A 24,794-nucleotide genomic window follows, 5' to 3' on the forward strand; every position below is an offset into this window, starting at 1 on the left:
GGACGGCAGGGATCGGGATCAGGCGTCGAGGTCGGTCGCCACCAGCTCGGCGATGGCGTCGACGGCCGCCTCGGCCCCCTCACCCTCGGCACTGATGATGACCTCGTCGCCGTAACCGGCGGCGAGCGTCATCAGGTTCAGCACGCTGCCGGCCGCGACCGGGTCACCGCCCGCCTTGGCGATGTGCACCGCGACGGGCTGCGCCGCGGCCGCCTTGGCGACCGTCGCCGCGGGCCTGGCGTGCAGGCCCACCTTGCTGGCCACGGTGACGCGTTTCTCCGGCATGTTCTTTCCCTTTCGTGCCTTTGGTTCTGCTGAGCTGAAACTACTTGACGGGCTTCGCCGCGGTGGCTTCGAGATCCGCCTCGATGGCGTCGTCCTCGCGGCCAGGGGTCCGCAGGTTCCACTTCTTGATCACGAAACGGAAGATCACGTAGTAGACGACCGCGTAGGCGAGACCGATCGGGATGAGCAGCCAGACGTTGCCGCTCGCCGCCGGGAGACCGCTGTTGAGCGCGAAGTCGATCGCACCGGCCGAGAAACCGAAGCCGAGGTGGATGTCGAGCGCGTTCACCAGTGCCAGCGACGTACCGGTCAGCACCGCGTGGATCAGGTACAGCGGCCACGCGACGAACATGAACGAGAACTCGATCGGTTCGGTGATACCGGTCAGGAACGAGGTCAGCGCACCGGCGATCATCACACCGCCGACGATCTTCTTCTGGCTGGGCTTGGCGCTCTGCCAGATCGCCAGCGCCGCGGCGGGGATGGCGAACATGAAGATCGGGAAGAAGCCGGTCATGAAGGTGCCGCGGGTCGGGTCGCCCTCGAAGAACATGGTGAGGTCGCCACCGTCGAAGATGAACCACACCGGCACGTTCAGCAGCTGGTGCAGACCGACCGGGATCAGCAGGCGGTTGAGCACACCGTAGATACCGCCACCGACCACCGGGGCGCCGGTGACCGCTTCGCCCGCGGCCTGGATGCCGTCGTTGACCCAGTGGAAGACCAGGCCCAGCGGCACCGCGAGGACCATCAGGGTCACGGCGGTGATGATCGGCACGAACCGGCGGCCACCGAAGAAGGCCAGGTACGGCGGCAGCTTGATGCGATAGAACTTCTGCCACAGCAGCGCGGTGACCAGGCCGACGATCACACCGGCCAGCACACTGTAGGGCCACTTCATCGGGTTGAGCATCAGGCCCGCGGGCTTCTCGGGGTTCCAGCCCGGCAGCTCGGAGAACGGCGCGAAGACCTGGAGGACGCTGGTGAACACGAAGAAGCCGACCACGGCGGCCAGCCCGGTCGCGCCGTCGCTCTTCCGGGCGAAGCCGACGGCGATACCCACCGCGAACAGGAGCGGCAGCCAGCTGAACAGCGAGTTGCCGGCCGCGCCGAGAACCTCGGCCACTTTGTTCCAGCCGAGCCCTTTCTCGCCGAGCAGGTCGGGTTGACCGAACCTGTTGAGGAGCGCGGCGGCGGGCAGGGCGGCGATGGGGAGCATGAGGCTACGGCCGAAGCGCTGAAGCCCGGCCAGTCCCTTGCCTTTGCCCTTCGCCCCCTCCGCGGTGGTGGAGCTCATCGGGTACCTCCGTAGTGAGGATGTTGACCGGAATCCGGGGTGTTCCGGTCCAGCTGCATGGTGACCTGGTAGTGATCGCCCCGGTACCAGGAAGTCATGTCTTCGATCGGCTCCCCGTTGACGCTGGAGACCCGGCGGAAGACGAGAAGCGGACTGCCGGCGCGCATGCCGAGCAGGCGTGCCGTTTCGCGGTCCGCGGATTCGGCCCAGACCGTCTGCCACGCGTGATCCGGGCGCAGGTCGTACGACTGGGCGAGTTGGACGTACAACGATCGGGTGAGATCGAGGTCGAGCAGGCCGGGCATCCGGCCCGCGTGATACCAGCCGCGTTCGACCGCCAGCGGCACCCCGTCGGCCCGGCGGAGCCGGACCAGATGGTGCGCCGGGGTCCCGGCGGTCAGGCCGAGGGCGTGCGCCGAGGGGGCGGGCGGGACCTCGGTGGCGGTCTTGACGACCTCCGTGGTCGGCGTCATCCCGCGACGGCGCATGTCCTCGGTGAAGGACATCAGGTAGAGCTGCAGTTCCATCCGCCTCGCGGCGGTGAACGTCCCCTTGCCGCGCACCCGCGACAAGAGCCCTTCTTCGACCAGCTTGCCGATCGCCGAGCGGACCGTGAGCCTCGACACCTGGTAGGTCTCGGCGAGGTCACGTTCCGAGGGGATCGGCGAGCCGGGGGGTAGCTCACGCTCCACCGTGCGGCGCAGAATCTCCCGCAGCTGGGCGTGCTTGGGCGTCGGTCCGTTGATCACACGGTCGGACGGCGGCAGCTGCGCCGAAGCGCTCATGACGTTCACCGTCCTTTCGGGCCGGTCTGTTCGGGCAACTCGTACTCGCATCTGGTCCGGAAGATTGGTACGTTCCGGTCTAGACCAATGATCCGATGGGGCAGGATGCTCCGTCGCACGAGCGGGTGTCAACCACCGTTACGCGTTCGTGGCCAGGGATCGCGTGCGAGTCGGCGAACGGCGTAGTAGAGCTGGTTCGCATGTGGGAAACCGACAGGGAACAGGGAGACCGCGATGGCGGATGACAGGGCGGAAAAGATCCTCGCGGGGCTCGGCGGCGCCGAGAACGTCATCGAGGTGGAGGGATGCATCACCCGGCTGCGGTGTGAGCTCGAAGACATGGATCTGCTCGACGAGGCGGCGCTGAAGGCCGCCGGGGCGATGGGCGTGGTCCGCATGGGCGCCGGTGTCCAGGTCATCGTGGGCCCCGAGGCCGACAACATCGCCAGCGAGATCGAGGATCTGCTGTGAGTCTCGAGATCCTCAGCCCGGTGAGCGGCAAGACGACCGCTATGACCGAAGTGCCCGATCCGGTCTTCGCGCAGGCGATGGTCGGCCCCGGCATCGCGGTCCTGCCCTCGGGCGGGCGCCAGGACGCGGTCGCCCCGGTGGACGGGACGGTCGTCACGCTGCACCCGCACGCTTTCGTGGTGGCCACCGAGGACGGCCGCGGCGTGCTGGTCCACCTGGGGATCGACACGGTGAAGCAGAAGGGCGAGGGATTCACCCTCCACGTCGTCAAGGGTGAGGCCGTCCGCGCCGGGCAGCCGGTCGTCGGCTGGGACCCCGACGCGGTCAAGGCCGCCGGCTACTCGCCGATCGTGCCCGTGGTGGCGCTCGACGCGAAGGCGGAGGTCCTTTCCGGACTGCTCACCGGCGGCGACGTCGAGGCGGGCGACCCGATTTTCACCTGGGACAGCTGAAAGTTCGCCAGAAAGGTCCCTTTAGGACGGTATTCGCGTCCTAAAGGGACCTTTCTCGTGTTTCTAGGCGGTGACGACCTGGCCGTTGGTGACCTTGACCGCGATCGAGGGCAGCGGCTGGTCAGCCGGTCCCTTTTTGACCGCGCCGGTCGCGGCGTCGAAGATCGAGTTGTGGCAGGGACATTTCAGCTCCGCGCCCTCGGGGACGACCGCGCATCCCTGATGGGTGCAGATCGCGCTGAACGCGGCGGCCGTGCCTTCGGCGGTCCTGGTGACGATGACGTCCTTGCCGTCGGCGGTCTTGGCGGCCTTCGCCTGGCCGACCTGGATGTCGGAGAGCGCGGTCAGGGTCTCGCCCGGCGCCGCGGCGGGCGGTGCGGCGGTCGAACCGGACGGCGCGCTGTCGCTTCCGCAGGCGGTGAGGGCCACGGCCCCGGCGGCGGCACCGGCGACGGCGGCGCCGGTGGTCAGGACCTTGCGGCGGGAGTGGAGTTCGGCAGTCATGCCCATACACACGGCCCGAGCACCCATCCGGTTCAATTTCGGCGGCCATCGGGTGCCGGATTGAACCGCGAGGCCGTCTTTTCCGTGTTCAAAGGCATAGGAACCGAACACGCGGGAAAGAGATACGGACATGATCCGGTGGTTGTCACGGGCGGTGGTGGCGGCGGGCCTCCTCGGCTCGGCATGGGTGCATTACGTCGTATGGCAGGACTGGGCCTCGGAAACGGACGTGGTCGGCCCGCTCTTCCTGGTGAACGTCGTGGCGGGCGTGATCATCGCGATCGCCGTCCTGGTCTGGCACCACTGGCTTCCCGCGCTCGCGGCGACCGGCTTCGGCCTGGCCACGCTGGGCGCGTACGTGCTCTCGCTGACCACGGGGTTCTTCGGCGTCTCTGAGCGCTTCACGACCCAGGCCGAGCTGTGGGGCCTGATCACCGAGGTGGCTTGCGTGGTCTTCGCCCTTCCGCTGCTCTTCAACCGCGAAGGCACGGATCGGTGAAGGAATTCGCGGAGGACCGGCTGATGCGGGCTCTGCACGACGAGCACGCGGCGGCGCTCTGGTCCTACGCACTGCACCTCACCAGCGGCGACCGGGTCCGCGCGGAGGACGTCGTCCAGGAGACGCTGCTGCGGGCCTGGCGCAACGCCAAGGTGCTCGACCAGACCGAGGGCTCGGCGCGCGGCTGGCTGTTCACCGTGGCGAGACGGATCGCCATCGACGACTGGCGGGCCTCCGAGGCGCATCCGGAGGTGGTGACCGGTCAACCGCCCGAAACGGCGGTCACGGACGGCACGGAACGGGCGGTCCAGGGCTGGCTGGTCGCCGAAGCGCTCGGTGAGCTCTCGCCGAGGCACCGGGACGTCCTGGTCCTGTGCTACTTCCAGGGCTACTCCGTCGCCGACGCCGCGAAGCGGCTGGGTGTGGCCGAAGGGACGATCAAGTCGCGGACGCACTACGCGTTGCGCGCGTTGCGGCTGATATTGGAGGAAAGAGGGGTGACTCAATGACCGACCCCTTCGCCACCTACGACGCGGCCTACGTGCTCGGTGCGTTGTCCCCGGAAGACCGGTCCGCCTACGAGAAACACCTTCGCGTCTGTGACCGCTGCGCGGCCTCCGTGCGCGACCTGGCCGGGATCCCGGGGCTGCTCGCCCAGGCGGGTGCTCCCGCCCTGCTGGAGGACGAACCGGCGCCCTCGCCGGATCTGCTGCCGACGGTGCTCAAACGGGTCCGCCGGGGAAGGCGGATCCAACGGGCCATCACCACCACCGCGGCCGGGATGGCCGTGGCCGCGGGCGTCGCGCTCGTGGTCGTCCTGACCGGGCCGACGGCGGCGGCAGGCGACCCGATGATCCCGCTCGGCGACTACCCGGTGACCGCCGAAATCGCCATGTCCGCCACGGACACCGGCACGAAGGTCGACATGACGTGCAGCTACGGCGGCACCCGCACGGGGGACTACATCCTGGTCGCCGTCGGCGCCGACGGCGGCACCAGCGAGCTCGCCTCCTGGCGTGCGATGCCCAAGGACACCGCGCACATCGTGGTCGGCACCGCGATGCGCACCGGGGACATCAAGGCACTCGAGATCCGCACGCCGTCGGGTCTCCCGCTGCTGCGGATGAACCCCTGATCCCGGTGGCATGACAGGTCTTCGGTGCCGGGGGCGGGGTGGATTGGGTCCAGTTGGTCGTGAGTGGCGTTTCGGGTTCTAACCCGAAACGCCACTCACGACCAACCCGGCAGCCCCCGCGCCGCGCGCCCGTGCGTGAACGGTCCGTTCACGACTTCCGCACCCCCGCCCCACCTGCCGAAAGTGCGTGAAAGTCCCTGTCACAAAAAGAAAATCTTGCCGTCCGCGCAGCATCGGACGCACTCTTGATCTCGTGTTCACGCCGATCGCCTTCGCGGTGGCGGGCGCCGGGTCGGCGCTCGTCACGCGCCCCTGCCTGCGCCGGGCCGGAGCGCCGATCACGGCATGGGCCGCCGCCCTCACCGCGGTGGCGCTCGTCGCGGTCTGCCTCAGGTACCAGTCGGGAGCCTGGCCGTCGTGGTGGCTCGCGGTCCCGGCCGTGCTGACCGTCTTCGCGGTCCCGCTCGCGCTCGCCGACCTCAAGTACCGCCGTCTGCCCGACATCCTCACCCTGCCCGCGTACCCGGCGCTCGCCGTCGCGCTGGGGATCGCCGCGCACGGGGGAGGAGCCGCCATCACGTGGCGGGCGGTGCTGGGCGCGCTGGTCTTCGGCGGGGCGCACGCGCTCGTGCACGCGGTGTCGCCGCGCTCGCTCGGCGCCGGGGACGTGAAGCTCGCCGGCAGCCTCGGCGCGGTCCTCGCGGCGACGGGCTGGCCGTCCATCGTGCTCGGCGCCGTCGCAGCGGCGTTACTGAGCGTGGCGCTCGCGGTGGGCGGACCCCGGCATCCCACGGTGCCGCACGGCCCCGGTCTCCTGGTCGCGGCGTGGGCGCTCGCCGTCTTCGCCGGACCCGGTCCTGGATAGTCCGGCCTGTACCGGGACTTCGGAGGAGGTTGTGACAGGATCTGTCAGGTGTTGCGCTGGATAACCGCAGGGGAATCGCACGGACCCGCCCTCGCCGCCATCCTGGAAGGGATGCCCGCCGGGGTCGAGGTCACCACCGCCGAAGTGGGCGAGCAGCTCGCGCGCCGGAGGCTCGGCTTCGGCCGCAGTCCCCGGATGGGCTTCGAGACCGACCACATCGAGTTCACCGGCGGTGTCCGGCACGGGCTCACCCAGGGTGGACCCGTCGCGGTCCAGATCGAGAACGCCGAGTGGCCCAAGTGGGAGAAGGTCATGTCGGCCGATCCCGTGCCCGCCGAGGAGCTCGAAGGCCTCGCGCGCAACGAGCCGCTGACGCGTCCCCGGCCCGGCCACGCCGACCTGCCCGGTATGCAGAAGTACGGCTTCCCCGAGGCCCGTCCGGTGCTGGAGCGCGCGAGCGCCCGTGAGACGGCGTCCCGCACGGCGCTCGGCACGGTGGCCCGCGCGTACCTCAAGCAGCTGCTCGGGGTCGAGATCCTCAGCCACGTGGTGTCCATCGGCGGCGCCTCGGCGCCCGAGGGGCCGCTGCCGGTGCCGTCGGACCTTCCGGCCATCGACGAGAGCCCGGTCCGCGCCTTCGGCCAGGAGGGGACCGACGCGATGGTCGCCGAGGTCGACGCCGTGCGGAAGGCGGGTGACACCGTCGGCGGCGTGATCGAGGTGATCGCCTACGGCCTGCCGCCGGGCCTCGGCTCGCACGTCCACTGGGACCGCAGGCTCGACGCCCGCCTCGCCGGCGCGCTCATGGGCGTCCAGGCGATGAAGGGCGTCGAGGTCGGCGACGGCTTCACCACGGCCAAGCGGTGGGGGAGCCAGGCCCACGACGAGATCGACCGCGGCACCGGTCCGGTCGGCGTGACCCGCCGGTCCAACCGCGCGGGCGGGCTCGAAGGCGGCATCACCAACGGCGAGCCGCTGCGGGTGCGCGTGGCCATGAAGCCGATCTCGACCGTCCCCAAAGCACTGTCCACTGTGGACGTCACCACCGGGGAACCCGCGGTGGCCATCCACCAGCGTTCCGACGTCTGCGCGGTACCCCGCGCCGGGGTCGTGCTGGAGTCGGTGGTCGCACTCGTGCTCGCGGACGCCGCGCTGGAGAAGTTCGGCGGCGACTCGCTGGTCGAGGGCAAGCGCAACGTCGAGGCCTACCTGAAGGCGCTCGAGGAGCGCTGGTGACTCCTCGCGCGGTGATCATCGGGCCGCCGGGGTCGGGCAAGAGCACGGTCGGCCCGGCGCTCGCCACCCGACTCGGTCTCGCCTTCCGCGACAGCGACGACGACATCGTCGCGAGCGCGGGCAAGCCCATCACCGACATCTTCGCCGAGGAGGGCGAGCCCGCCTTCCGCGCGCTGGAGGAGGAGATGGTCGCGAAGGCGCTCGCCGAGCACGAAGGTGTCCTTTCCCTGGGCGGGGGAGCGCCGATCACGCCGGGCACCCGGGAACGGCTGGCCGGGCACACCGTGATCTTCCTAAACGTGGGGATGGCCGCGGGCGTCCAGCGCGCCGGGCTCTCGACCGCGCGTCCGCTGCTGGCCGGGGTGAACCCGCGCGCCACCTACAAGGCGCTCCTCGACGCGCGCCTGCCGGTGTACCGCGAGGTGGCCACGTTCGAGATCGAGACCGACCAGCTGACCGCCGACGAGGTCGTCGAGGCCGCCGTCATCGGGCTGACCGAGATCAGCAAGGAACGAGCATGAAGCGCACCACCGCCGGAGTCCTGCTCGCCGTCGTGGCCTTGACCCTGACCGCGTGCGGTGAGGAAAAGCAACCTCCCGGCGCGGACGTGATCCAGACGAGCGCGGCCACCAGCGCCGCGCCCGAGGCCGATGTCGCGGCCGACGTCAAGGTCACCAAATGCGACAGCAACAGCTACACCCCGAAGATCACCATCGAGGTCACCAACAGCACGGGTGAGGACGCGCGGTACGCCGTCACCATCGCGATCAAGGACGCCGAGGGCAAGGCCGCCGGTGAAGCGCTGTTCGCGAAGAACCGGATGACGCCCGGCCAGAAGGTGACCGAAGAGATCCCGGGGGACACCCCGGTCAAGGGCAAGATCACCTGCGAGGTCGCGAGGGCCAAGCGGCTTCCGCCGAAGTGAGGGGAACGATGACCGAGCCGGTCCGCATCACCGTCAACACCGCCAAGCCGTACGACGTCGTCATCGGCCGCGGCCTGCTGGGCGAGCTCACCGAGCAGCTCGCCGACGCCTCCAAGGTCGCGCTGATCCACCCGCCGACGCTGACGACCACCGCCGAGGCCATCCGCGACGAGCTGGCCGAGGCCGGGATCGACGCGCACCGGGTCGAGATCCCCGACGCCGAGGACGGCAAGGCGCTCACCGTCGCCAGCTTCTGCTGGGAGGTCCTCGGCCGCATCGGCCTCGACCGCCAGGGCGTGGTCGTCGGGCTCGGCGGCGGCGCCGTGACCGACCTCGCCGGATTCGTCGCCGCCACCTGGATGCGCGGCGTCCGCCTGGTCAACGTGCCCACCACGCTGCTGGGCATGGTCGACGCGTCCCTCGGCGGGAAGACCGGCATCAACACCGAGGCCGGCAAGAACCTGGTCGGCGTCTTCCACGAGCCGAGCGCGGTCCTCGTCGACCTCGCGACGCTGGAAACGCTGCCCCCCAACGAACTCGTCGCCGGAATGGCCGAGGTGGTCAAGGCGGGCTTCATCGCCGACCCGCGGATCGTCGAGCTCGTCGAGCAGGATCCCGCCGCGGCGCTGGACACCACCGGCGAGGTCCTCGGCGAGCTGGTCCGCCGCTCGATCCAGGTCAAGGCCGACGTCGTCGCCGCGGATCTGCGCGAGTCGGATCTGCGCGAGATCCTCAACTACGGCCACACACTCGCCCACGCCATCGAACGCCGCGAGCGGTACCGGTGGCGTCACGGCGCGGCGGTCAGCGTCGGCCTGGTGTTCGCCGCCGAACTCGCGCGGCTGGCCGGCCGTCTCGACGACGCCACTGCGGAGCGGCACGCGAAGGTGCTCAAGCTGCTGGGCCTGCCGACCACCTACGACCCCGACGCGCTCCCGCAGCTGCTGGAGACGATGAAGGGCGACAAGAAGACCCGGTCGGGCGTGCTGCGCTTCGTCGTCCTCGACGGGCTCGCTAAACCCGGCAGGCTGGAAGGCCCGGACCCGTCGCTGCTCGCCGCCGCGTACTCGGTGGTGGCCGGTGAAGCCCCCAAGCCCGGCGGGAGCGTGCTGCTGTGAAGGTGTTCGTCCTCAACGGTCCCAACCTCGGCAGGCTCGGCCTGCGCGAACCCGGGATCTACGGTTCGGCCACGCACGCGGATCTGGCCTCCACCTGCGTCGAGACCGGCAAGGAGCTGGGGATCGAGGTCGAGGTCCGGCAGACCGACCACGAGGGCGAGATGGTCGGCTGGCTGCACGAAGCCGCCGACGCCGGCTGGCCGGTGGTGCTCAACGCCGCCGCCTGGACGCACTACTCGATCGCCGTCCGCGACGCCGCCGCCCAGCTCAAGGCGCCGCTGATCGAACTGCACATCTCCAACGTGCACAAACGTGAGCAATTCCGGCACCACAGCGTGCTGTCGGACATCGCCACCGCCGTGATCGCCGGGCTCGGGGTCGACGGATACCCGCTGGCACTGCGGTGGATGGCCGCGAACGCGGCATGAACAACCCTCCCGAGCTCAAGACGGAGAGGCTGCGGCTGCGAGCGCTGACCGAAGCCGACGCCGACGCGATCATCGGGCTCTTCGCCGACCCGGCTATGAGCTCGCATTTCGCGGTGCCGCTCACCGAGCCGGACCGTATTCGCGAAATGGTCGGCCGCAGGCTGTCCTACGACGGCCCGGCGGGCATGGGGCACTGGGTGATCGAACGCGACGGCGAGGTGATCGGGCTCGCGCATCTGCGGCCGTCGCAAGAGCTTCCCGGCGACGTTCCGGAGCTCGGGTACTACCTGGCGCGGGCGCACGGCGGGCAGGGGCTGGCGACCGAGGCCGCCAAGGCCCTGCTGGAGCACGGACTCGTCGGGCTCGGCCTGTCGTCGGTGTGGGCGCTGGTCGGCGAGTCCAATGTGGCCAGTCAGAACCTGGTGCGGCGCTTGGGTTTCCTTGACGTCGGCGGTGGCGACCACTACGGCAGCGGGCCGCATCGCGTCTTCGTCGCGTTGCCCTCGGATCACGGCCGCGCGCACCACATCGAGCTGTGGGTGCCCGATCTCGGCCGCGCGGAGGAGAGCTGGGGCTGGCTGCTGGGCGAACTCGGCTGGCGGGAGTTCCAGCGCTGGCCCGCCGGGGTCAGCTGGAAGCACGGCGCGACCTATCTCGTCGTCGAGCGTTCGCCCGCGCTCAGCGGCGAAGAGCACGACCGCACCGCGCCGGGCCTGAACCATCTCGCCCTGCATGTCGAGTCACGCGATCGGGTGGACGAACTGGCTTCGAAGGCCGTCGAACACGGCTGGTCGCCCCTGTTCGCGGACCGCTATCCGAATGCGGGCGGTGACCATCACTACGCCGCCTACCTCGAAAACGCCGACGGCTTCGAAGTGGAATTGGTCGCCCTCCCGGGTACTGACGTCACCCGGCCGGGTTAAGCCTCGCTACACTCGGCCATCATGCGCCTTTTTCGTGGGGGTCGGCGACCCGCCCGTGCCGTGGTGGCCGTCGTCGCGGCGGGCGCGGTCCTCGCGGCGTGCAGCGACGGGAATGTGCAGTCCCAGGCCGACGGCAAGGGCGGCGGGATCGGCGGAGCCCAGCAGGCGCCCCAGGAAAAGCCGCGGCCGATGGACGTCGAACTCGCGACGAGCGATCCCCGGGCCGGCGGCGGCGTGATCGCCGCGGGCGATCAGGACGCGGTCTACAACTACAGCCCGACCGTGATGCGGGACGGCGGCAAGCTCAAGATGTGGTGGTGCAGCCAGTACGGCAGCGCCCAGCCGCCCGGTGACGACGTCCTCTACGCGCAGTCGCCCTCGCTCGACGGTCCCTTCACCGGCCCGTCCGGCGGCGGACCGGCGGCGGTGTTCTCCGGCGCGCCCGGCGGTTTCGACGGGATGCACACCTGCGACCCGTCGGTGATCAAGGTCGGCTCGACCTACTACATGTATTACACCGGCGCGGCGGGCGATCACGCCCTCGGCAACTCGATCGGCCTCGCGACCAGCCCCGACGGGCTCAACTGGACCCGCGCGGCGGGCGGGCAGCCGATCATCGGACCGGCGCACGACGTCCACCGCGCCAACGTCTACGGCGCGGGCCAGCCCTCGGCGGTGTACCTCGACGGCTGGTTCTACGTGCTCTTCACCGACACCACGGCCAAGGCCGCCGGGTGGAACGGCGCCGGGCAGTTCCTGCTCCGCGCGAGGGACGCGGCGTTCACCCGGGGCGTGGAGACGCTGGGGGAGCAGGGCTTCGTCGCCAAGCCCACGACGATCTCGCCGCGCACCCGCTCGCTGGTCGACGGGTTCAGCACCGACCTCATGTGGGTCGGTGCGCTCGACGCCTTCGTGATCGCGCACGAGACCGACGCCGGCACCACGCTCACCTTCTGGACCAGGGACTTCACCGCGCAGCCGTACCGGCCGTCGCTCATCCCCGGCGCCTGGAAGGAAGGCCCCGGCCTGGTCCGGCGGCCCGACGGGCACGCGCCGCTCTCGTCGGGCGACGTCTGCGATCGGGTGCCCTTCGACGTCGTCCGCGCCACGGTCGTCGGCGGCGCGGGGGCGCCGACCGACCTCAAGCATTTCGGCCTGGACGTCCGCGGTTCGCGGGCGTGCGACGGCGACGCCCGGATCCGGACCTCGTTCGAAGGCGTCGCGATGCCGTCGCCGCAGCGGACCATCGACCTGGTGGCCGACGGCAAACTGGTGCGGGTCGACCGGCGCTCGGTGGCGGCGGCGCTCGCCGGCGAGGTGCTGGACCAGCGGCTCAAGGTCGTCGACAAGTTCCCGCAGGCCGCGCGGCTGAGCGCCGGGGCGAAGACGGTGCACGCGCCGGGGCGCGGATTCGGCGTGGTGCTCGACGGCAAGCTGTACGCGGTGCCGGACGCGGGGACGGCGGCGCTGAACGACTCGACCGTCGAAGAGATCAGTGATCAGGCCTGGGACGGCTTCCCGGCCGGTTTCCCGCTCGCCGGCTGATCCTCGTCGTCGCCGGCCTTGGTGATGCGGCCGCCGACGAACAGGCCGATCCCGGCCGGGATGAGCACCAGCAGGGCCGAGAAGGCGGCGCCGCCGGTGAGCGCGCCGCCGAGCTCCGACGCGCCGGTCTGGTCGACGAACACCGCGCGGCCGATCACGTACAGCACGCCCGAGACCGGGCCGGCGATCAGCGCCGCGATGAACCAGTTCTTGCCGCGTTCGGGTTTGCCCTGCCAGGCGTCCACGGCGCCCCAACCCGCCGCCGCGCCGACCAGGACGGCGAGGGCGAGGGAGGTGACGAGGGTCTTGTCGGTGGGGTTGAAGACCTCGTACTTGGCCAGCACGGTGACGGCCGCGCCGTGCAGCAGCGCCATCACGAGTCCACGAGTCAGCCACGGTGCCATTGGTGAAGCTTAACTCGCCAGTAGCGACCGGTACCCCCACGTGCCGGTAGCGGTCGGCCGTCCAGTCCGTGAAGGCCTCCTTGCCTACCCTGAAGGTAGTGAAGGAGGCCTTCACGGAATCGGGACCGCCACATTCGCCCCAGGTACACCAGTAGCCACGATGAATGCGCGTGAAGGGCCCCTTCCCTGGGCTCAGCCGCGTGAAGGGGGCCTTCACGGACGACCGCGCGCCACAGTGAACGCAAGCAGCAGGCGAAACGCGTGCCGCGGGCGGCCCACCCCCTAAACTCCATGACGTGCGTGAATACTTCTCTCGCCGCCGCGCGGCGCTGCGTTCCCTGCTGGCCGACTCCGGGGTGGACGCGCTGCTGGTCACGGACCTGCTCAACATCAGGTACCTGACCGGCTTCACCGGGTCCAACGCCGCTCTCCTCGTCCACGGGAGCGGCGACGACAAGACGATCTTCTGCACCGACGGCCGCTACCAGGTCCAGTCGGCGACGGAGGTGCCCGACCTCGAACGGGTGCTGGACCGCGCGAGCGCGGCGAAGCTGGCCGATCTGGCGGCCGAGAAGAAGCTCGGCAAGACCGGCTTCGAGAGCCAGCACGTGAGCGTCGAGCAGCACGAGGACCTCAAAGTCCGCTTCGACCGCGTCGAGCTGGTCCGGACGCCGGGGCTCGTCGAGCAGCTGCGGCTGGTGAAGGACGAGCAGGAGATCGAGGCGCTGCGCCAGGCGTGCGCGGCGGCCGACCGGGCGCTGGAGGACCTGGTGTCCGCCGGCGGGCTCCGGCCGGGCCGTACCGAGCTCGACGTCGCCCGCGACCTGGAGAACCGCATGCTCGGCCACGGGTCGACCGGGCCGTCGTTCGACACCATCGTCGCGGCGGGCGCCAACTCCGCGATCCCGCACCACCGGCCGACCTCGGCGCCGCTCGAGACCGGCGGGTTCGTCAAGATCGACTTCGGCGCCACGGTCGACGGCTACCACTCCGACATGACCCGCACGTTCGTCATCGGCAAGCCCGCGGCGTGGCAGGAGGAGATCTACGAGCTGGTCCAGCGCGCGCAGGCGGCGGGCTGCGACGCCGTCCTCCCCGGTGCCGAAGTGTCCGAAGTGGACAAAGCGGCCCGTGGCGTGATCGTCGACGCGGGGCGCGGCGAGGAGTTCGGCCACGGCCTCGGCCACGGCGTCGGACTGCAGGTGCACGAGGCGCCCAGCCTGGCCACCACCGGCGTCGGTACACTGTCCGCCGGTATGGCCGTCACCGTCGAGCCTGGTGTGTATCTGCCCGGACGCGGAGGCGTGCGCATCGAGGACACGCTGGTCGTGCGGGAAGGTACGCCCGAACTCCTCACGCTGAGCACCAAGGAACTCGTGGTCGTCTGACGACGGCCCGGAAGATCGACACAGGAGACTGCACACTCGTGGCCACCACCAACGACCTGAAGAACGGGCTCGTCCTCAACCTCGACGGCCAGCTCTGGACCGTCACCGCGTTCCAGCACGTCAAGCCGGGCAAGGGCGGCGCGTTCGTCCGCACCACGCTCAAGCACGTGCTGACCGGCAAGGTCGTCGACAAGACCTTCAACGCGGGGACGAAGGTCGACACGGCCACCGTCGACCGCCGCAACATGACCTACCTGTACAAGGAGGGTCAGGACTTCGTGTTCATGGACGCGGAGACCTACGACCAGATCACCGTGCTGAACGAGACCGTCGGCGACAACGCGAACTACCTCCTCGAGAACACCGAGGTCCAGGTCGCGGTGCACGAGGGTGTCCCGCTGTACATCGAGCTGCCGACCTCGGTCGAGCTGATCGTCCAGCACACCGACCCCGGCCTGCAGGGTGACCGCTCCACCGGTGGCACCAAGCCGGCCACCCTGGAGACCGGCGCCGAGATCCAGGTGCCGCTGTTCCTCACCACCGGCGAGAAGATCAAGGTCGACACCCGCGACGGCCGCTACCTGGGCCGCGTTTCCAGCTGATGGCCGACTCAGCCAAATCGGGCAAGTCGCCGAACCGCGGCGGGCCGATCAGCCGTCGTCAGGCCCGCAAGCGCGCGGTCGAGATGATGTACGAGGCCGCCCAGCGCGGTGCCGACGCGGTGACGCTGCTGGCGGACCGGGTCGGTTCGGTCGAGGTGGACCCGATCGCGGACTACACGATCTCGCTGGTCGAGGGCGTCACCGGCCGCAAGACCCAGATCGACGAGCTGCTCGCGGAGCACGCTCAGGGCTGGACGCTGGACCGGATGCCGCCAGTGGACCTGGCGGTGCTGCGGGTCGGCGTCTACGAGCTGCTCTGGGCCGAGGACGTGCCGGACCCGGTGGCCATCGACGAGGCCGTCGGGCTGGCGAAGGAGCTGTCGACCGACGACTCGCCGCGCTTCGTGAACGGCGTGCTCGGCCGGATCGGCACGATCGCCGACAGGCTGCGCGCGGTCCTCTAGAAGACGTACGACAACGGGCCGTGTCCTCTGCCGAGGGCACGGCCCGTTCTCGTGCTCGGTGGTGCCGGTTGGCGTTTCCGGTCCCCCCGGACCGAAAACGTCGCCATCTCTAGTCCTCTTTGGACGGTCGAGCCTCGGGCGGCAGCACACCCCAGTCGATCAGCTGCTCGGTGAGCTCGCCGGGGGTCATGTCGTAGATGATCGCCAGCGAACGCAGGTCCTCGGTGCGGATGGAGAGCACCTTGCCGTTGTAGTCGCCGCGCTGGCTCTGGATGGTGGCGGCGTAGCGGGCGAGCGGCCCGACCTTCTCCGCCGGGAGCTGCTGGAGACGCTCCAGGTTGATGACGATCTTCGTGGCGGGCTCGGCGCCCGACGGCACCCGGCCCTCCGGCAGGAGCTCGACCACCGGGACGCCGTAGAAATCGGCGAGCTCGGCGAGCTTCTGCACGGTGACGGCGCGGTCCCCGCGCTCGTACGAACCGACGACGACGGCCTTCCAGCGGCCTCCGGACTTCTGCTCGACCCCGTGCAGGGACAGGCCCTGCTGCTGGCGGATCCCGCGGAGCTTGGCCCCGAGCGCCTTGGCGTAATCGCCCATCTGGTGGTTCTCCGTTTCCTCACCCCCAACCGGTCGGGGTGACCGGTCCAGGGGACTCCTAGAGTCGAATACTCAGAGTAATGGTTACGCATAGTTGTCACCAGGTCAAGCGGGTGCTTTCGAGAGGCCTTCGTCACCTGGGGCGCGCCACTCGTAAGAATGAGCCATCGCTCCTGCTAGTGTCGGGGGGATTTCCTCGCTACGCAGGAAGTCGACGTCCTTTAAGGACCCGTCCAGAGAGGCGGGGAAGGAGGTCCGCCTTGTCGTCACGCCCGCGTGGCGCGGCGGAACCGGCGGGAGAGCGTGAGCTGCTCTCGTCCGGCGATGTCGCGCGCACGATCGCCCGAATGGCCCACCAGGTCATCGAGAAGACCGCTCTCGGTGCCGGTGGCTCGACTCCGCCCGTGTTGCTGGGCATCCCCACCAGGGGAACGCCGCTCGCCTTGCGGCTCGCGGACAAGATCGCCGAGTTCTCCGGCATCCGTCCGCCCACCGGCGCGCTGGACATCACGCTCTACCGCGATGATCTCCGCCGCCGTCCGCCCCGCGCGCTCGAGCATTCGCAGCTGCCGCCGACCGGTATCGACGACGCGGTGGTGATCCTGGTCGACGACGTGCTGTTCTCCGGCCGCACCATCCGCGCCGCCCTCGACGCCCTGCGCGACCACGGCCGCCCGCGCGCGGTCCAGCTCGCCGTGCTGGTCGACCGCGGTCACCGCGAACTGCCGATCCGCGCCGACTACGTGGGCAAGAACGTGCCCACCTCGCGCGCCGAGGGGATCGAGGTCCTGCTGTCCGAAGTGGACGGACGGGACACGGTTCTGCTTCGCGCGCAACCAGAAGGAGATCGATCGTGAAGCACCTGCTCGCCACCGACGGGCTCGACCCGGCGCTCGCGACAGCCGTGCTGGACACCGCCGAAGAGCTCAAGCACACCTTGCTGGGCCGCGAGGTCCGCAAACTGCCGACCTTGCGCGGCCGCACCGTCATCACGCTGTTCTACGAGAACTCCACCCGCACCCGTGTCTCGTTCGAGATCGCGGGGAAGTGGATGAGCGCCGACGTGATCAACGTCTCCGCGTCCAGTTCCTCGGTCAACAAGGGCGAATCGCTGCGGGACACCGCGCTGACGCTCGCCGCGGCCGGCGCCGACTGCGTGATCATCCGGCATCCCGCTTCCGGTGCGGCGCAGCGGCTTTCGGGCTGGCTCGCCGAAGCGGGGACGGCGGTCGTCAACGCCGGGGATGGCACCCACGAGCATCCGACGCAGGCGCTGCTCGACGCGGCGACACTGCGGGAGCGCCTCGGCTCGTTCGAAGGCCGCCGCATCGGGATCGTCGGCGACGTCCTGCACAGCCGGGTCGCGCGGTCGAACATCCACCTGCTGTCGGCGCTGGGCGCGGAGGTGGTGCTCGTCGCGCCGCCGACGCTGCTGCCCGCCGGTGTGGAGAGCCTGCCGGTCACCGTTTCGCACGAACTCGACGCCGAACTGCCCGCGCTCGACGCGGTCATGATGCTGCGGGTCCAGGCCGAGCGCATGCACGGGGGCTTCTTCCCGAGCGCGCGCGAGTACTCGATCGCCTACGGCCTCAACGAACGGCGGATGAAGCTCCTGCCCGAGCACGCCGTCGTCCTGCACCCCGGCCCGATGCTGCGCGGGATGGAGATCGCCTCGGCGGTCGCCGACTCCCCGGCCTCGGCCATCACCGAACAGGTCCGCAACGGCGTCCACGTGCGCATGGCGGTCCTCTACCACTTGCTCGCCAGTGAAGGAGCCGCTGCATGACCACCGTCCTGATCAAGGGCGCCCGACCCTACGGCGAGGGCGACCCGGTCGACGTGCTCGTCGAGGACGGGGTCATCACCGACATCGGTTCCCTCGACGCGCCCGAAGACGCTGAAGTGATCGAAGCGGGCGGCCAGGTGCTGCTCCCCGGTTTCGTCGACCTGCACACCCACCTGCGCGAACCCGGTCGCGAGGACACCGAGACGATCGCCACCGGTTCGGCCGCGGCCGCGCTCGGCGGCTACACCGCGGTGTTCGCCATGGCCAACACCGATCCGGTGGCCGACAACGCGGTGATCGTCGACCACGTGTGGCGCCGCGGCCAGGAGGCCGGGCTGGTCGACGTGCACCCGGTCGGCGCGGTCACCGTGGGCCTCAAGGGCGAGAAGCTCGCCGAACTGGGCACCATGGCGAAATCCGAAGCCCGGGTGAAGGTCTTCTCCGACGACGGCCTCTGCGTCGCGGACCCGCTGCTCATGCGCCGCGCGCTGGAGTACTCGACGGCGCTGGGCGTGGTCATCGCGCAGCACGCCGAGGAGCCGCGGCTGACCGTCGGCGCGCAGGCGCACGAAGGTGAGCAGGCCGCCCGCCTGGGCTACACCGGCTGGCCCGCCTCGGCGGAGGAGTCGATCGTCGCCCGCGACTGCCTGCTCGCCGAGCACGCGAACGCGCGGCTGCACGTCTGCCACGTTTCGACCTCGGGCACCGCGGACATCCTGAAGTGGGCCAAGGACCGCGGCACGAAGGTCTCGGCCGAGGTCACCCCGCACCATCTGCTGCTGACCGACGAGCGGCTCGCCACCTACGACCCGGTCAACAAGGTCAACCCGCCGCTGCGCACGGAATCCGACGCCGAGAAGCTGCGCGCCGCGCTGGCCGAGGGCGTCATCGACTGCGTCGCCACCGATCACGCGCCGCACGCGGTCCAGGACAAGGACTGCGAGTGGAGTCACGCCCGCCCGGGCATGCTCGGCCTGCAGACCGCGCTGTCGATCGTGGTCGAGACCATGGTCCGCACCGGCCTGCTGGACTGGCGGGGCGTCGCGCGCGTGATGAGCGAGCGGCCGGCCGAGATCGGCAACCTGACCGACCACGGCCGCCCGATCGAGGTCGGCGAGCCCGCCAACCTGACGCTGGTGGACCCGGACACCGAATGGACCGTACGAGGGGCCGAGTTCGCGAGTATCGCGGCCAACACCCCGTACGAAGGAATGCGGCTCCCCGGCGTGGTGACGGCGACGTTGCTGCGCGGGCGGATCACCGCGCGGGAAGGGAAGATCGCGCAATGAGTGACCGGATCCTGCTGACCCTGGCGGTCTTCGCCTTCTTCCTCTTCTGCGTGTTCCTGATGTGGCGCGGCTGGCGGCGGAAGTCCCGGGCGCAGAGCGTCCAGGTCCCGCCGTTCGCCGAGATCCCCGCCGAGCCCGGCGAGGCATCGCTCGAATCGACCGGCCTCTATGTCAGCACGACCACCGCCGGGCACTGGCAGGACCGCGTCGTCACCCGCGGCGCCGGTCTGCGCACCGGCGCGGTGTGGCGGCTGCACGAAGACGGCATCGCCATCGAACGCGGCGGCGCCCCGGACTTCTGGATCCCGCGCGCCTCGGTCATCGGCGTCCGCAAGGACAAGGGGATGGCCGGGAAGGTGATGGGCATCGACGCGCTGCTCGTCATCACCTGGCTGGCCGGCGACGTCGAGCTGGACACCGGATTCCGCGGCGACGACGTCGACGACTATCCACAGTGGATCGAAGCTTTGCAAGACACCCGCAACGACATCAAGGGAGGTGCCTGATGAGCACCGCGAACAACACCAGGACCCCCGCCGCACTGGTCCTCGAAGACGGCAGGGTGTTCCGCGGCTCCGCGTACGGCGCCCGCGGCCGCAGCCTGGGTGAGGCGGTGTTCTGCACCGGCATGACCGGCTACCAGGAGACGCTGACCGACCCCTCCTACCACCGGCAGATCGTGGTCCAGACCGCGCCGCAGATCGGCAACACCGGCTGGAACGACGAGGACGACGAGTCCTCGCGCATCTGGGTCTCGGGCTACGTCGTCCGCGACCCCGCGCGCACCCCGTCCAACTGGCGCTCCAAGCGCACGCTGGACGAGGAACTGGAGCGCCAGGGCGTCGTCGGGATCTCCGAGGTGGACACCCGCACGCTGACCCGGCACCTGCGCGAGCAGGGCGCCATGCGGTCCGGCGTCTTCTCGGGCGACGCGCTGGGCTCCGACGAGGAGATGCTCGCGCAGGTGCAGGCGAGCCCGCAGATGAAGGGCGCCGACCTCGCCGGTGAGGTCAGCACGAAGCAGGCGTACGTCGTCGAGGCGCAGGGCGAGCGGAAGTTCCGCGTGGCCGCGCTGGACCTGGGCATCAAGTCCAACACCCCGCGTCTGATGGCCGCGCGCGGCATCGAGGTGCACGTGCTGCCCTCTTCGTCCACTGTGGACGATTTGCTCGCGGTCGAGGCGGACGGCGTGTTCCTGTCCAACGGTCCCGGCGACCCGGCGACCACCGCGCACGCCACCGAGCTGACGAAATCGGTGCTGCAGCGGGAGATCCCGCTGTTCGGCATCTGCTTCGGCAACCAGATCCTCGGCCGCGCGCTGGGGCTGGGCACCTACAAGATGCGCTACGGCCACCGCGGCATCAACATCCCGGTGATCGACGTGGCCACCAAACGGGTCGCGATCACCGCGCAGAACCACGGGTTCGCCCTCGAAGGCGAGCCGGGTCAGCGGTTCGAGACGCCGTTCGGCGCCGCGCAGATCTCGCACTACTGCCCGAACGACGACACCGTCGAAGGTGTCCGCGCGTTCGACGTCCCCGCGTTCTCGGTGCAGTACCACCCCGAGGCCGCCGCCGGCCCGCACGACGCGGCGCCCCTGTTCGATGAGTTCGTCAGCTTGATGGAGAAGAAGGCCAAGTAATGCCGAAGAGGACAGACATCCAGCACGTCCTGGTCATCGGCTCCGGGCCGATCGTGATCGGCCAGGCGGCCGAGTTCGACTATTCCGGCACCCAGGCCTGCCGCGTGCTGCGCCAGGAGGGGCTGCGCGTCTCGCTGGTCAACTCGAACCCGGCGACCATCATGACCGACCCCGAGTTCGCCGACTCCACCTACATCGAGCCGGTCACCCCGGAGTTCGTCGAGAAGGTCATCGCCGAGGAGCGCCCCGACGCGATCCTCGCGACCCTCGGCGGGCAGACGGCGCTGAACTGCGCCGTCGCCCTGCACGAGCGCGGCGTGCTGGAGAAGTACGGCGTCGAGCTGATCGGCGCCGACGTCGAGGCCATCCAGCGCGGCGAGGACCGGCAGAAGTTCAAGGACATCGTCCGCACGATCGGCGGCGAGGTCCCGCGTTCGCGGGTCTGCCACGACATGGACGAGGTCCGCGCGACCGTCGCCGAGGTCGGCCTCCCGGTGGTCATCCGGCCGTCGTTCACCATGGGCGGGCTCGGCTCGGGCATGGCGCACACCGACGAGGAACTGGAGCGCCTCGCCTCCACCGGCCTCACCGAGTCGCCGGTCACCGAGGTGCTCATCGAGGAGAGCGTCCTCGGCTGGAAGGAGTTCGAACTCGAGCTCATGCGCGACCGGCACGACAACGTGGTGGTCGTCTGCTCGATCGAGAACTTCGACGCGATGGGCGTGCACACCGGCGATTCGGTCACCGTCGCGCCGGCGATGACCCTGACCGACCGCGAGTACCAGCACATGCGCGACGTCGGCATCGCGGTGCTGCGCGAGGTCGGCGTCGACACCGGCGGCTGCAACATCCAGTTCGCGATCAACCCCGAGGACGGCCGCATGGTCGTCATCGAGATGAACCCGCGTGTGTCCCGCTCCAGCGCGCTGGCGTCGAAGGCGACCGGGTTCCCGATCGCCAAGATCGCCGCGAAGCTCGCCATCGGCTACACCCTCGACGAGATCCGCAACGACATCACGGGCGAGACCCCGGCGGCCTTCGAGCCGACGCTGGACTACGTCGTGGTGAAGGTGCCGCGGTTCGCCTTCGAGAAGTTCCCGGGCGCGGACCCGACGCTCACCACGACGATGAAGAGCGTCGGCGAGGCGATGTCGTTCGGCCGCAGCTTCCCCGAGGCGCTCGGCAAGGCGCTGCGGTCCATCGACACCAAGGCCACCGGCTTCTGGACCCGCCCCGACCCCGAAGGCGCGTCGCTGGAGTCCGCCCTGGAGGCGCTGCGCACCCCGCACGACGGGCGGATCTACGAGGTCGAGCGGGCGCTGCGGTTCGGCGCCACCGTCGAGCAGGTGCACGAGGCCTCCGGGATCGACCCGTGGTTCATCGACCAGATCGCCCTCATCGGCGAGGTCGGCGCCGAGGTCCGCGACGCCCAGGTGCTCGACGAGCCGCTGCTGCGCCGCGCCAAGCGGATCGGCCTCTCCGACCGCCAGATCGCCTCGCTGCGGCCGGAACTGGCGGGCGAGGACGGCGTCCGCGCGCTGCGCCGCCGTCTCGGCGTGCGGCCGGTGTACAAGACCGTCGACACCTGCGCGGCCGAGTTCGCGGCCAAGACGCCGTACCACTACTCGGCCTACGAGACCGACCCCGCGGCGCAGTCGGAGATCACCCCGCAGACCGAGAAGCCGAAGGTGCTGATCCTCGGCTCCGGGCCGAACCGCATCGGGCAGGGCATCGAGTTCGACTACTCGTGCGTGCACGCCGCGATCGCCTTGCGCGAGGCCGGTTTCGAGGCCGTCATGGTCAACTGCAACCCCGAGACCGTCTCCACCGACTACGACACCTCGGACCGGCTCTACTTCGAGCCGCTGTCGTTCGAGGACGTCCTCGAAGTGGTCAACGCCGAGCAGGAGTCGGGCACCGTCGCCGGGGTCATCGTGCAGCTGGGCGGCCAGACGCCGCTCTCGCTCGCGAAGCGCCTCGCCGACGCCGGTGTGCCGGTGATCGGCACCTCCCCGGACGCGATCCACCTCGCCGAGGACCGCGGCGCGTTCGGCGAGGTCCTCACCGACGCCGGGCTGCCCGCGCCGAAGTACGGCACGGCGACCTCGTTCGAGGGCGCGAAGCGGATCGCCGACCAGATCGGCTACCCGGTCCTCGTGCGGCCGTCCTACGTGCTCGGCGGACGCGGCATGGAGATCGTCTACGACGAGGAATCCCTCGCCGGCTACATCCACCGCGCCACCGAGGTCACCCCGGAACACCCGGTGCTGGTGGACCGGTTCCTCGACGACGCCATCGAGATCGACGTCGACGCGCTGTTCGACGGCGACGAGCTCTTCCTCGGCGGCGTCATGGAGCACATCGAGGAGGCCGGGATCCACTCCGGCGACTCCTCGTGCGCGCTGCCGCCGATCACGCTGGGCCGGACCGACATCGAGACGGTGCGCCGCTCGACCGAGGCCATCGCGCGCGGCGTCGGCGTCCGCGGGCTCCTGAACGTCCAGTACGCGCTCAAGGACGACGTCCTGTACGTCCTGGAGGCCAACCCGCGCGCTTCGCGGACGGTGCCGTTCGTGTCCAAGGCGACCGCGGTGCCGCTGGCGAAGGCCGCCGCGCTGATCATGACGGGCTCGTCGATCAAGGATCTGCGCGAGTCCGGCGTCCTCCCGGCCGAGGGTGACGGCGGCCACATGCCCGCCGATTCGCCGGTCGCGGTCAAGGAGGCGGTCCTGCCGTTCCACCGCTTCCGCACCCCCGAGGGCCACGGCGTCGACTCGCTGCTCGGCCCGGAGATGAAGTCCACCGGCGAGGTCATGGGCGTGGACGTCTCCTTCGGCAAGGCGTTCGCCAAGTCGCAGGCCGGTGCCTACGGTTCGCTGCCGACGTCGGGCAAGGTGTTCGTCTCCGTCGCCAACCGCGACAAGCGTTCGCTGGTGTTCCCGGTGAAGCGCCTGGCGGATCTCGGGTTCGAGATCCTCGCCACCTCGGGTACCGCGGAAGTGTTGCGGCGCAACGGGATCGCCTGCACCGTCGTGCGCAAGCACTACGAAGGTTCCGCCGAAGGCGAACAGAACGTCGTGGATGTAATCCTCAGCGGCGAAGTGCAGATGGTGATCAACACCCCTTACGGCAACAGCGGTCCGCGGATCGACGGCTACGAGATCCGCACCGCCGCGGTGTCGCGCGACATTCCCTGCATCACCACGGTGCAGGGCGCGGCGGCGGCCGTGCACGGGATCGAGGCCGTCATCAAGGGCGACATCGGCGTGCGGTCGCTGCAGAGCCTGCAGGCGGCGCTGAAGGCCAAGGCATGAGCGAGCGGTTCGGGGCGAGGCTGGCGCGGGCGGTCGCGGAGAAGGGACCGCTCTGCGCCGGCATCGACCCCCATCCCGGGCTGCTCCAGGCGTGGGGTCTCCCGGCGGACGCGGGCGGACTGGAGAAGTTCGCCCTCACGGCCGCTGAGACGCTCGCGCCCGAGGTCGCGGTGATCAAGCCCCAGTCGGCCTTTTTCGAGGCCTACGGGCCTCCTGGGGTCGCCGTTCTGGCCAAGACGATGAAGGTGTGCCGGGAGGCGGGCGCGCTCGTCCTGCTGGACGTCAAACGCGGCGACATCGGTTCGACGATGGCGGCGTACACGGCGGCGTTCCTGCCCGCCGGGGCGGAACTCGAAGCGGACGCCATCACGGTGTCGCCGTACCTCGGGTTCGGTTCGCTCGCCCCAGCGATCGACGTCGCGCAGACGCAGGGCAAGGGTCTGATCGTCCTCGCGCGTACTTCGAACCCGGAGGCGCAGGGACTGCAGAACGCCTTTCTGCCCAACGGAAAGACCGTCGCGCAGGACATCGTCGACACGGCGGCCGCGTACAACGCCGGCGTCGGGCCGCTGGGGGACATCGGTGTCGTCGTCGGCGCCACCATCGCGCCGGGAGAGCTCGATCTGAGCCAGCTGAACGGTCCGATCCTGGCGCCCGGTTTCGGGGCCCAGGGAGCCACCGTGGCCGATCTCCGGGGCCTTTTCGGCCCAGGACTCCCGGGTGTGCTCCCGGCGTCCTCTCGTGACGTCCTCAAGCACGGGCCGGACCCGAAGGCGTTGCGTGCGGCCGTTCGGCGGACCCGGGATTCCCTCGGGCCCCTGGAAAAAGGCCAATAGCAG

The 24,794-nt window shown here is 70.2% G+C and carries 28 protein-coding genes and 1 pseudogene; 23 read left to right on the top strand and 6 right to left on the bottom strand.

Features of this window, described 5'->3' with window-relative positions:
* Positions 1–18 precede the first annotated feature (18 nt).
* Genes AORI_RS54580 through AORI_RS54590 form a run of 3 tightly spaced genes read right to left on the bottom strand, consistent with a single transcriptional unit; the run spans position 19 to position 2,367 of the window.
* Positions 19–285, bottom strand: a complete 267-nt coding sequence (locus AORI_RS54580; RefSeq protein ID WP_007031200.1) for an HPr family phosphocarrier protein — start codon at positions 283–285, stop codon at positions 19–21.
* A 40-nt stretch (positions 286–325) separates the two neighbouring features.
* Positions 326–1,582: a PTS transporter subunit EIIC gene (locus AORI_RS54585; protein ID WP_016333079.1), complete on the bottom strand. Its 1,257-nt coding sequence runs from the start codon at positions 1,580–1,582 to the stop codon at positions 326–328.
* Positions 1,579–2,367, bottom strand: coding sequence for a GntR family transcriptional regulator (locus AORI_RS54590; protein ID WP_043848727.1), 789 nt, complete (start codon positions 2,365–2,367; stop codon positions 1,579–1,581). Before AORI_RS54590 ends, AORI_RS54585 begins: the two co-directional genes overlap by 4 nt.
* 225 nt (positions 2,368–2,592) lie before the next feature.
* On the opposite strand from AORI_RS54590, the pseudogene AORI_RS54595 reads away from it, so the two are divergent.
* Together AORI_RS54595 and AORI_RS54600 are read left to right on the top strand one after the other, a co-directional pair.
* Positions 2,593–2,838 (top strand): annotated as a pseudogene (locus AORI_RS54595) (PTS sugar transporter subunit IIB); the annotation flags it as partial.
* Positions 2,835–3,290, top strand: a complete 456-nt coding sequence (locus AORI_RS54600; protein ID WP_016333082.1) for a PTS sugar transporter subunit IIA — start codon at positions 2,835–2,837, stop codon at positions 3,288–3,290. The pseudogene AORI_RS54595 and the gene AORI_RS54600, both read left to right, overlap by 4 nt.
* A gap of 63 nt (positions 3,291–3,353) precedes the next feature.
* Here the strand turns inward: AORI_RS54600 and AORI_RS54605 are convergent, their stop codons facing one another.
* Positions 3,354–3,794 carry a QcrA and Rieske domain-containing protein gene (locus AORI_RS54605; protein ID WP_043848728.1) on the bottom strand — a complete coding sequence of 147 codons (441 nt, stop codon included), beginning with the start codon at positions 3,792–3,794 and terminating at the stop codon, positions 3,354–3,356.
* A 130-nt stretch (positions 3,795–3,924) separates the two neighbouring features.
* On the opposite strand from AORI_RS54605, the gene AORI_RS54610 reads away from it, so the two are divergent.
* The 11 genes from AORI_RS54610 (at position 3,925) to AORI_RS54660 (ending at position 12,468) form a co-directional block, all read left to right on the top strand.
* Positions 3,925–4,293, top strand: a complete 369-nt coding sequence (locus AORI_RS54610) for a hypothetical protein (RefSeq protein ID WP_016333084.1) — start codon at positions 3,925–3,927, stop codon at positions 4,291–4,293.
* A complete protein-coding gene (locus AORI_RS54615) occupies positions 4,290–4,802 on the top strand; it encodes a sigma-70 family RNA polymerase sigma factor (protein WP_016333085.1) in 513 nt (170 codons plus the stop codon). The genes AORI_RS54610 and AORI_RS54615 overlap by 4 nt, the downstream gene beginning before the upstream one ends.
* Positions 4,799–5,428, top strand: coding sequence for an anti-sigma factor family protein (locus AORI_RS54620; RefSeq protein WP_016333086.1), 630 nt, complete (start codon positions 4,799–4,801; stop codon positions 5,426–5,428). Before AORI_RS54615 ends, AORI_RS54620 begins: the two co-directional genes overlap by 4 nt.
* Before the next feature lie 253 nt (positions 5,429–5,681).
* Positions 5,682–6,293, top strand: a complete 612-nt coding sequence (locus AORI_RS54625) for a prepilin peptidase (protein ID WP_016333087.1) — start codon at positions 5,682–5,684, stop codon at positions 6,291–6,293.
* A gap of 48 nt (positions 6,294–6,341) precedes the next feature.
* Positions 6,342–7,529, top strand: a complete 1,188-nt coding sequence (aroC, locus tag AORI_RS54630) for a chorismate synthase (RefSeq protein WP_016333088.1) — start codon at positions 6,342–6,344, stop codon at positions 7,527–7,529.
* Positions 7,526–8,050: a shikimate kinase gene (locus AORI_RS54635; RefSeq protein ID WP_016333089.1), complete on the top strand. Its 525-nt coding sequence runs from the start codon at positions 7,526–7,528 to the stop codon at positions 8,048–8,050. The genes aroC and AORI_RS54635 overlap by 4 nt, the downstream gene beginning before the upstream one ends.
* Positions 8,047–8,454 carry a hypothetical protein gene (locus AORI_RS54640; RefSeq protein WP_016333090.1) on the top strand — a complete coding sequence of 136 codons (408 nt, stop codon included), beginning with the start codon at positions 8,047–8,049 and terminating at the stop codon, positions 8,452–8,454. The genes AORI_RS54635 and AORI_RS54640 overlap by 4 nt, the downstream gene beginning before the upstream one ends.
* 8 nt (positions 8,455–8,462) lie before the next feature.
* Positions 8,463–9,572, top strand: a complete 1,110-nt coding sequence (gene aroB, locus AORI_RS54645) for a 3-dehydroquinate synthase (protein WP_016333091.1) — start codon at positions 8,463–8,465, stop codon at positions 9,570–9,572.
* On the top strand, positions 9,569–10,000 hold the full coding sequence (gene aroQ, locus AORI_RS54650; protein WP_016333092.1) for a type II 3-dehydroquinate dehydratase: 432 nt from the start codon (positions 9,569–9,571) through the stop codon (positions 9,998–10,000). Before aroB ends, aroQ begins: the two co-directional genes overlap by 4 nt.
* Positions 9,997–10,923 (top strand): GNAT family N-acetyltransferase, encoded by a 927-nt coding sequence (locus AORI_RS54655; protein ID WP_016333093.1) that lies wholly within the window; start codon positions 9,997–9,999, stop codon positions 10,921–10,923. The genes aroQ and AORI_RS54655 overlap by 4 nt, the downstream gene beginning before the upstream one ends.
* 60 nt (positions 10,924–10,983) lie before the next feature.
* Positions 10,984–12,468 carry a glycoside hydrolase family protein gene (locus AORI_RS54660; protein WP_016333094.1) on the top strand — a complete coding sequence of 495 codons (1,485 nt, stop codon included), beginning with the start codon at positions 10,984–10,986 and terminating at the stop codon, positions 12,466–12,468.
* On the opposite strand, the gene AORI_RS54665 is transcribed toward AORI_RS54660, so the two are convergent.
* Positions 12,423–12,872, bottom strand: a complete 450-nt coding sequence (locus AORI_RS54665) for a B-4DMT family transporter (protein ID WP_167337767.1) — start codon at positions 12,870–12,872, stop codon at positions 12,423–12,425. The genes AORI_RS54660 and AORI_RS54665 overlap by 46 nt on opposite strands.
* 296 nt (positions 12,873–13,168) lie before the next feature.
* Between AORI_RS54665 and AORI_RS54670 the strand changes: the two genes are divergently transcribed.
* From AORI_RS54670 to nusB, 3 genes are read left to right on the top strand one after another with little or no spacing between them, the layout of a single operon-like run.
* Entirely contained in the window at positions 13,169–14,260 is a 1,092-nt protein-coding gene (locus tag AORI_RS54670) for a M24 family metallopeptidase (RefSeq protein WP_016333096.1), read from the top strand.
* A gap of 38 nt (positions 14,261–14,298) precedes the next feature.
* Complete coding sequence (gene efp, locus AORI_RS54675; protein ID WP_016333097.1) at positions 14,299–14,862, top strand: elongation factor P; 564 nt, start codon at positions 14,299–14,301, stop codon at positions 14,860–14,862.
* On the top strand, positions 14,862–15,326 hold the full coding sequence (gene nusB / locus AORI_RS54680) for a transcription antitermination factor NusB (RefSeq protein ID WP_016333098.1): 465 nt from the start codon (positions 14,862–14,864) through the stop codon (positions 15,324–15,326). The genes efp and nusB overlap by 1 nt, the downstream gene beginning before the upstream one ends.
* A 109-nt stretch (positions 15,327–15,435) precedes the next feature.
* Here nusB and bldD read toward each other — a convergent pair whose 3' ends face one another.
* On the bottom strand, positions 15,436–15,924 hold the full coding sequence (bldD, locus tag AORI_RS54685) for a transcriptional regulator BldD (protein ID WP_003096372.1): 489 nt from the start codon (positions 15,922–15,924) through the stop codon (positions 15,436–15,438).
* A 260-nt stretch (positions 15,925–16,184) separates the two neighbouring features.
* Between bldD and pyrR the strand changes: the two genes are divergently transcribed.
* Genes pyrR through pyrF form a run of 7 tightly spaced genes read left to right on the top strand, consistent with a single transcriptional unit; the run spans position 16,185 to position 24,791 of the window.
* On the top strand, positions 16,185–16,781 hold the full coding sequence (pyrR, locus tag AORI_RS54690) for a bifunctional pyr operon transcriptional regulator/uracil phosphoribosyltransferase PyrR (protein ID WP_016333099.1): 597 nt from the start codon (positions 16,185–16,187) through the stop codon (positions 16,779–16,781).
* Entirely contained in the window at positions 16,778–17,710 is a 933-nt protein-coding gene (locus AORI_RS54695; protein WP_016333100.1) for an aspartate carbamoyltransferase catalytic subunit, read from the top strand. Before pyrR ends, AORI_RS54695 begins: the two co-directional genes overlap by 4 nt.
* On the top strand, positions 17,707–18,999 hold the full coding sequence (locus AORI_RS54700) for a dihydroorotase (protein WP_016333101.1): 1,293 nt from the start codon (positions 17,707–17,709) through the stop codon (positions 18,997–18,999). The genes AORI_RS54695 and AORI_RS54700 overlap by 4 nt, the downstream gene beginning before the upstream one ends.
* A complete protein-coding gene (locus AORI_RS54705; RefSeq protein WP_016333102.1) occupies positions 18,996–19,505 on the top strand; it encodes a PH-like domain-containing protein in 510 nt (169 codons plus the stop codon). The genes AORI_RS54700 and AORI_RS54705 overlap by 4 nt, the downstream gene beginning before the upstream one ends.
* Positions 19,505–20,641 (top strand): glutamine-hydrolyzing carbamoyl-phosphate synthase small subunit, encoded by a 1,137-nt coding sequence (gene carA, locus AORI_RS54710; RefSeq protein WP_016333103.1) that lies wholly within the window; start codon positions 19,505–19,507, stop codon positions 20,639–20,641. Before AORI_RS54705 ends, carA begins: the two co-directional genes overlap by 1 nt.
* Positions 20,641–23,955 (top strand): carbamoyl-phosphate synthase large subunit, encoded by a 3,315-nt coding sequence (carB, locus tag AORI_RS54715; protein ID WP_016333104.1) that lies wholly within the window; start codon positions 20,641–20,643, stop codon positions 23,953–23,955. Before carA ends, carB begins: the two co-directional genes overlap by 1 nt.
* Positions 23,952–24,791 carry an orotidine-5'-phosphate decarboxylase gene (gene pyrF / locus AORI_RS54720; RefSeq protein WP_016333105.1) on the top strand — a complete coding sequence of 280 codons (840 nt, stop codon included), beginning with the start codon at positions 23,952–23,954 and terminating at the stop codon, positions 24,789–24,791. The genes carB and pyrF overlap by 4 nt, the downstream gene beginning before the upstream one ends.
* Positions 24,792–24,794: the final 3 nt, after the last annotated feature.

This window comes from Amycolatopsis keratiniphila (assembly GCF_000400635.2).
Classification (GTDB): domain Bacteria; phylum Actinomycetota; class Actinomycetes; order Mycobacteriales; family Pseudonocardiaceae; genus Amycolatopsis; species Amycolatopsis keratiniphila.

Bases quoted from the DNA above. Each gene is read 5' to 3' on its own strand.
- AORI_RS54580 (WP_007031200.1), bottom strand. From the start codon at position 285: ATGCCGGAGAAACGCGTCACCGTGGCCAGCAAGGTGGGCCTGCACGCC.
- AORI_RS54585 (WP_016333079.1), bottom strand. From the start codon at position 1,582: ATGAGCTCCACCACCGCGGAGGGGGCGAAGGGCAAAGGCAAGGGACTG.
- AORI_RS54590 (WP_043848727.1), bottom strand. From the start codon at position 2,367: ATGAGCGCTTCGGCGCAGCTGCCGCCGTCCGACCGTGTGATCAACGGA.
- AORI_RS54605 (WP_043848728.1), bottom strand. From the start codon at position 3,794: ATGACTGCCGAACTCCACTCCCGCCGCAAGGTCCTGACCACCGGCGCC.
- AORI_RS54610 (WP_016333084.1), top strand. From the start codon at position 3,925: ATGATCCGGTGGTTGTCACGGGCGGTGGTGGCGGCGGGCCTCCTCGGC.
- AORI_RS54620 (WP_016333086.1), top strand. From the start codon at position 4,799: ATGACCGACCCCTTCGCCACCTACGACGCGGCCTACGTGCTCGGTGCG.
- AORI_RS54640 (WP_016333090.1), top strand. From the start codon at position 8,047: ATGAAGCGCACCACCGCCGGAGTCCTGCTCGCCGTCGTGGCCTTGACC.
- aroB (WP_016333091.1), top strand. From the start codon at position 8,463: ATGACCGAGCCGGTCCGCATCACCGTCAACACCGCCAAGCCGTACGAC.
- AORI_RS54655 (WP_016333093.1), top strand. From the start codon at position 9,997: ATGAACAACCCTCCCGAGCTCAAGACGGAGAGGCTGCGGCTGCGAGCG.
- AORI_RS54665 (WP_167337767.1), bottom strand. From the start codon at position 12,872: ATGGCACCGTGGCTGACTCGTGGACTCGTGATGGCGCTGCTGCACGGC.
- nusB (WP_016333098.1), top strand. From the start codon at position 14,862: ATGGCCGACTCAGCCAAATCGGGCAAGTCGCCGAACCGCGGCGGGCCG.
- bldD (WP_003096372.1), bottom strand. From the start codon at position 15,924: ATGGGCGATTACGCCAAGGCGCTCGGGGCCAAGCTCCGCGGGATCCGC.
- AORI_RS54700 (WP_016333101.1), top strand. From the start codon at position 17,707: ATGACCACCGTCCTGATCAAGGGCGCCCGACCCTACGGCGAGGGCGAC.
- AORI_RS54705 (WP_016333102.1), top strand. From the start codon at position 18,996: ATGAGTGACCGGATCCTGCTGACCCTGGCGGTCTTCGCCTTCTTCCTC.
- carA (WP_016333103.1), top strand. From the start codon at position 19,505: ATGAGCACCGCGAACAACACCAGGACCCCCGCCGCACTGGTCCTCGAA.
- carB (WP_016333104.1), top strand. From the start codon at position 20,641: ATGCCGAAGAGGACAGACATCCAGCACGTCCTGGTCATCGGCTCCGGG.
- pyrF (WP_016333105.1), top strand. From the start codon at position 23,952: ATGAGCGAGCGGTTCGGGGCGAGGCTGGCGCGGGCGGTCGCGGAGAAG.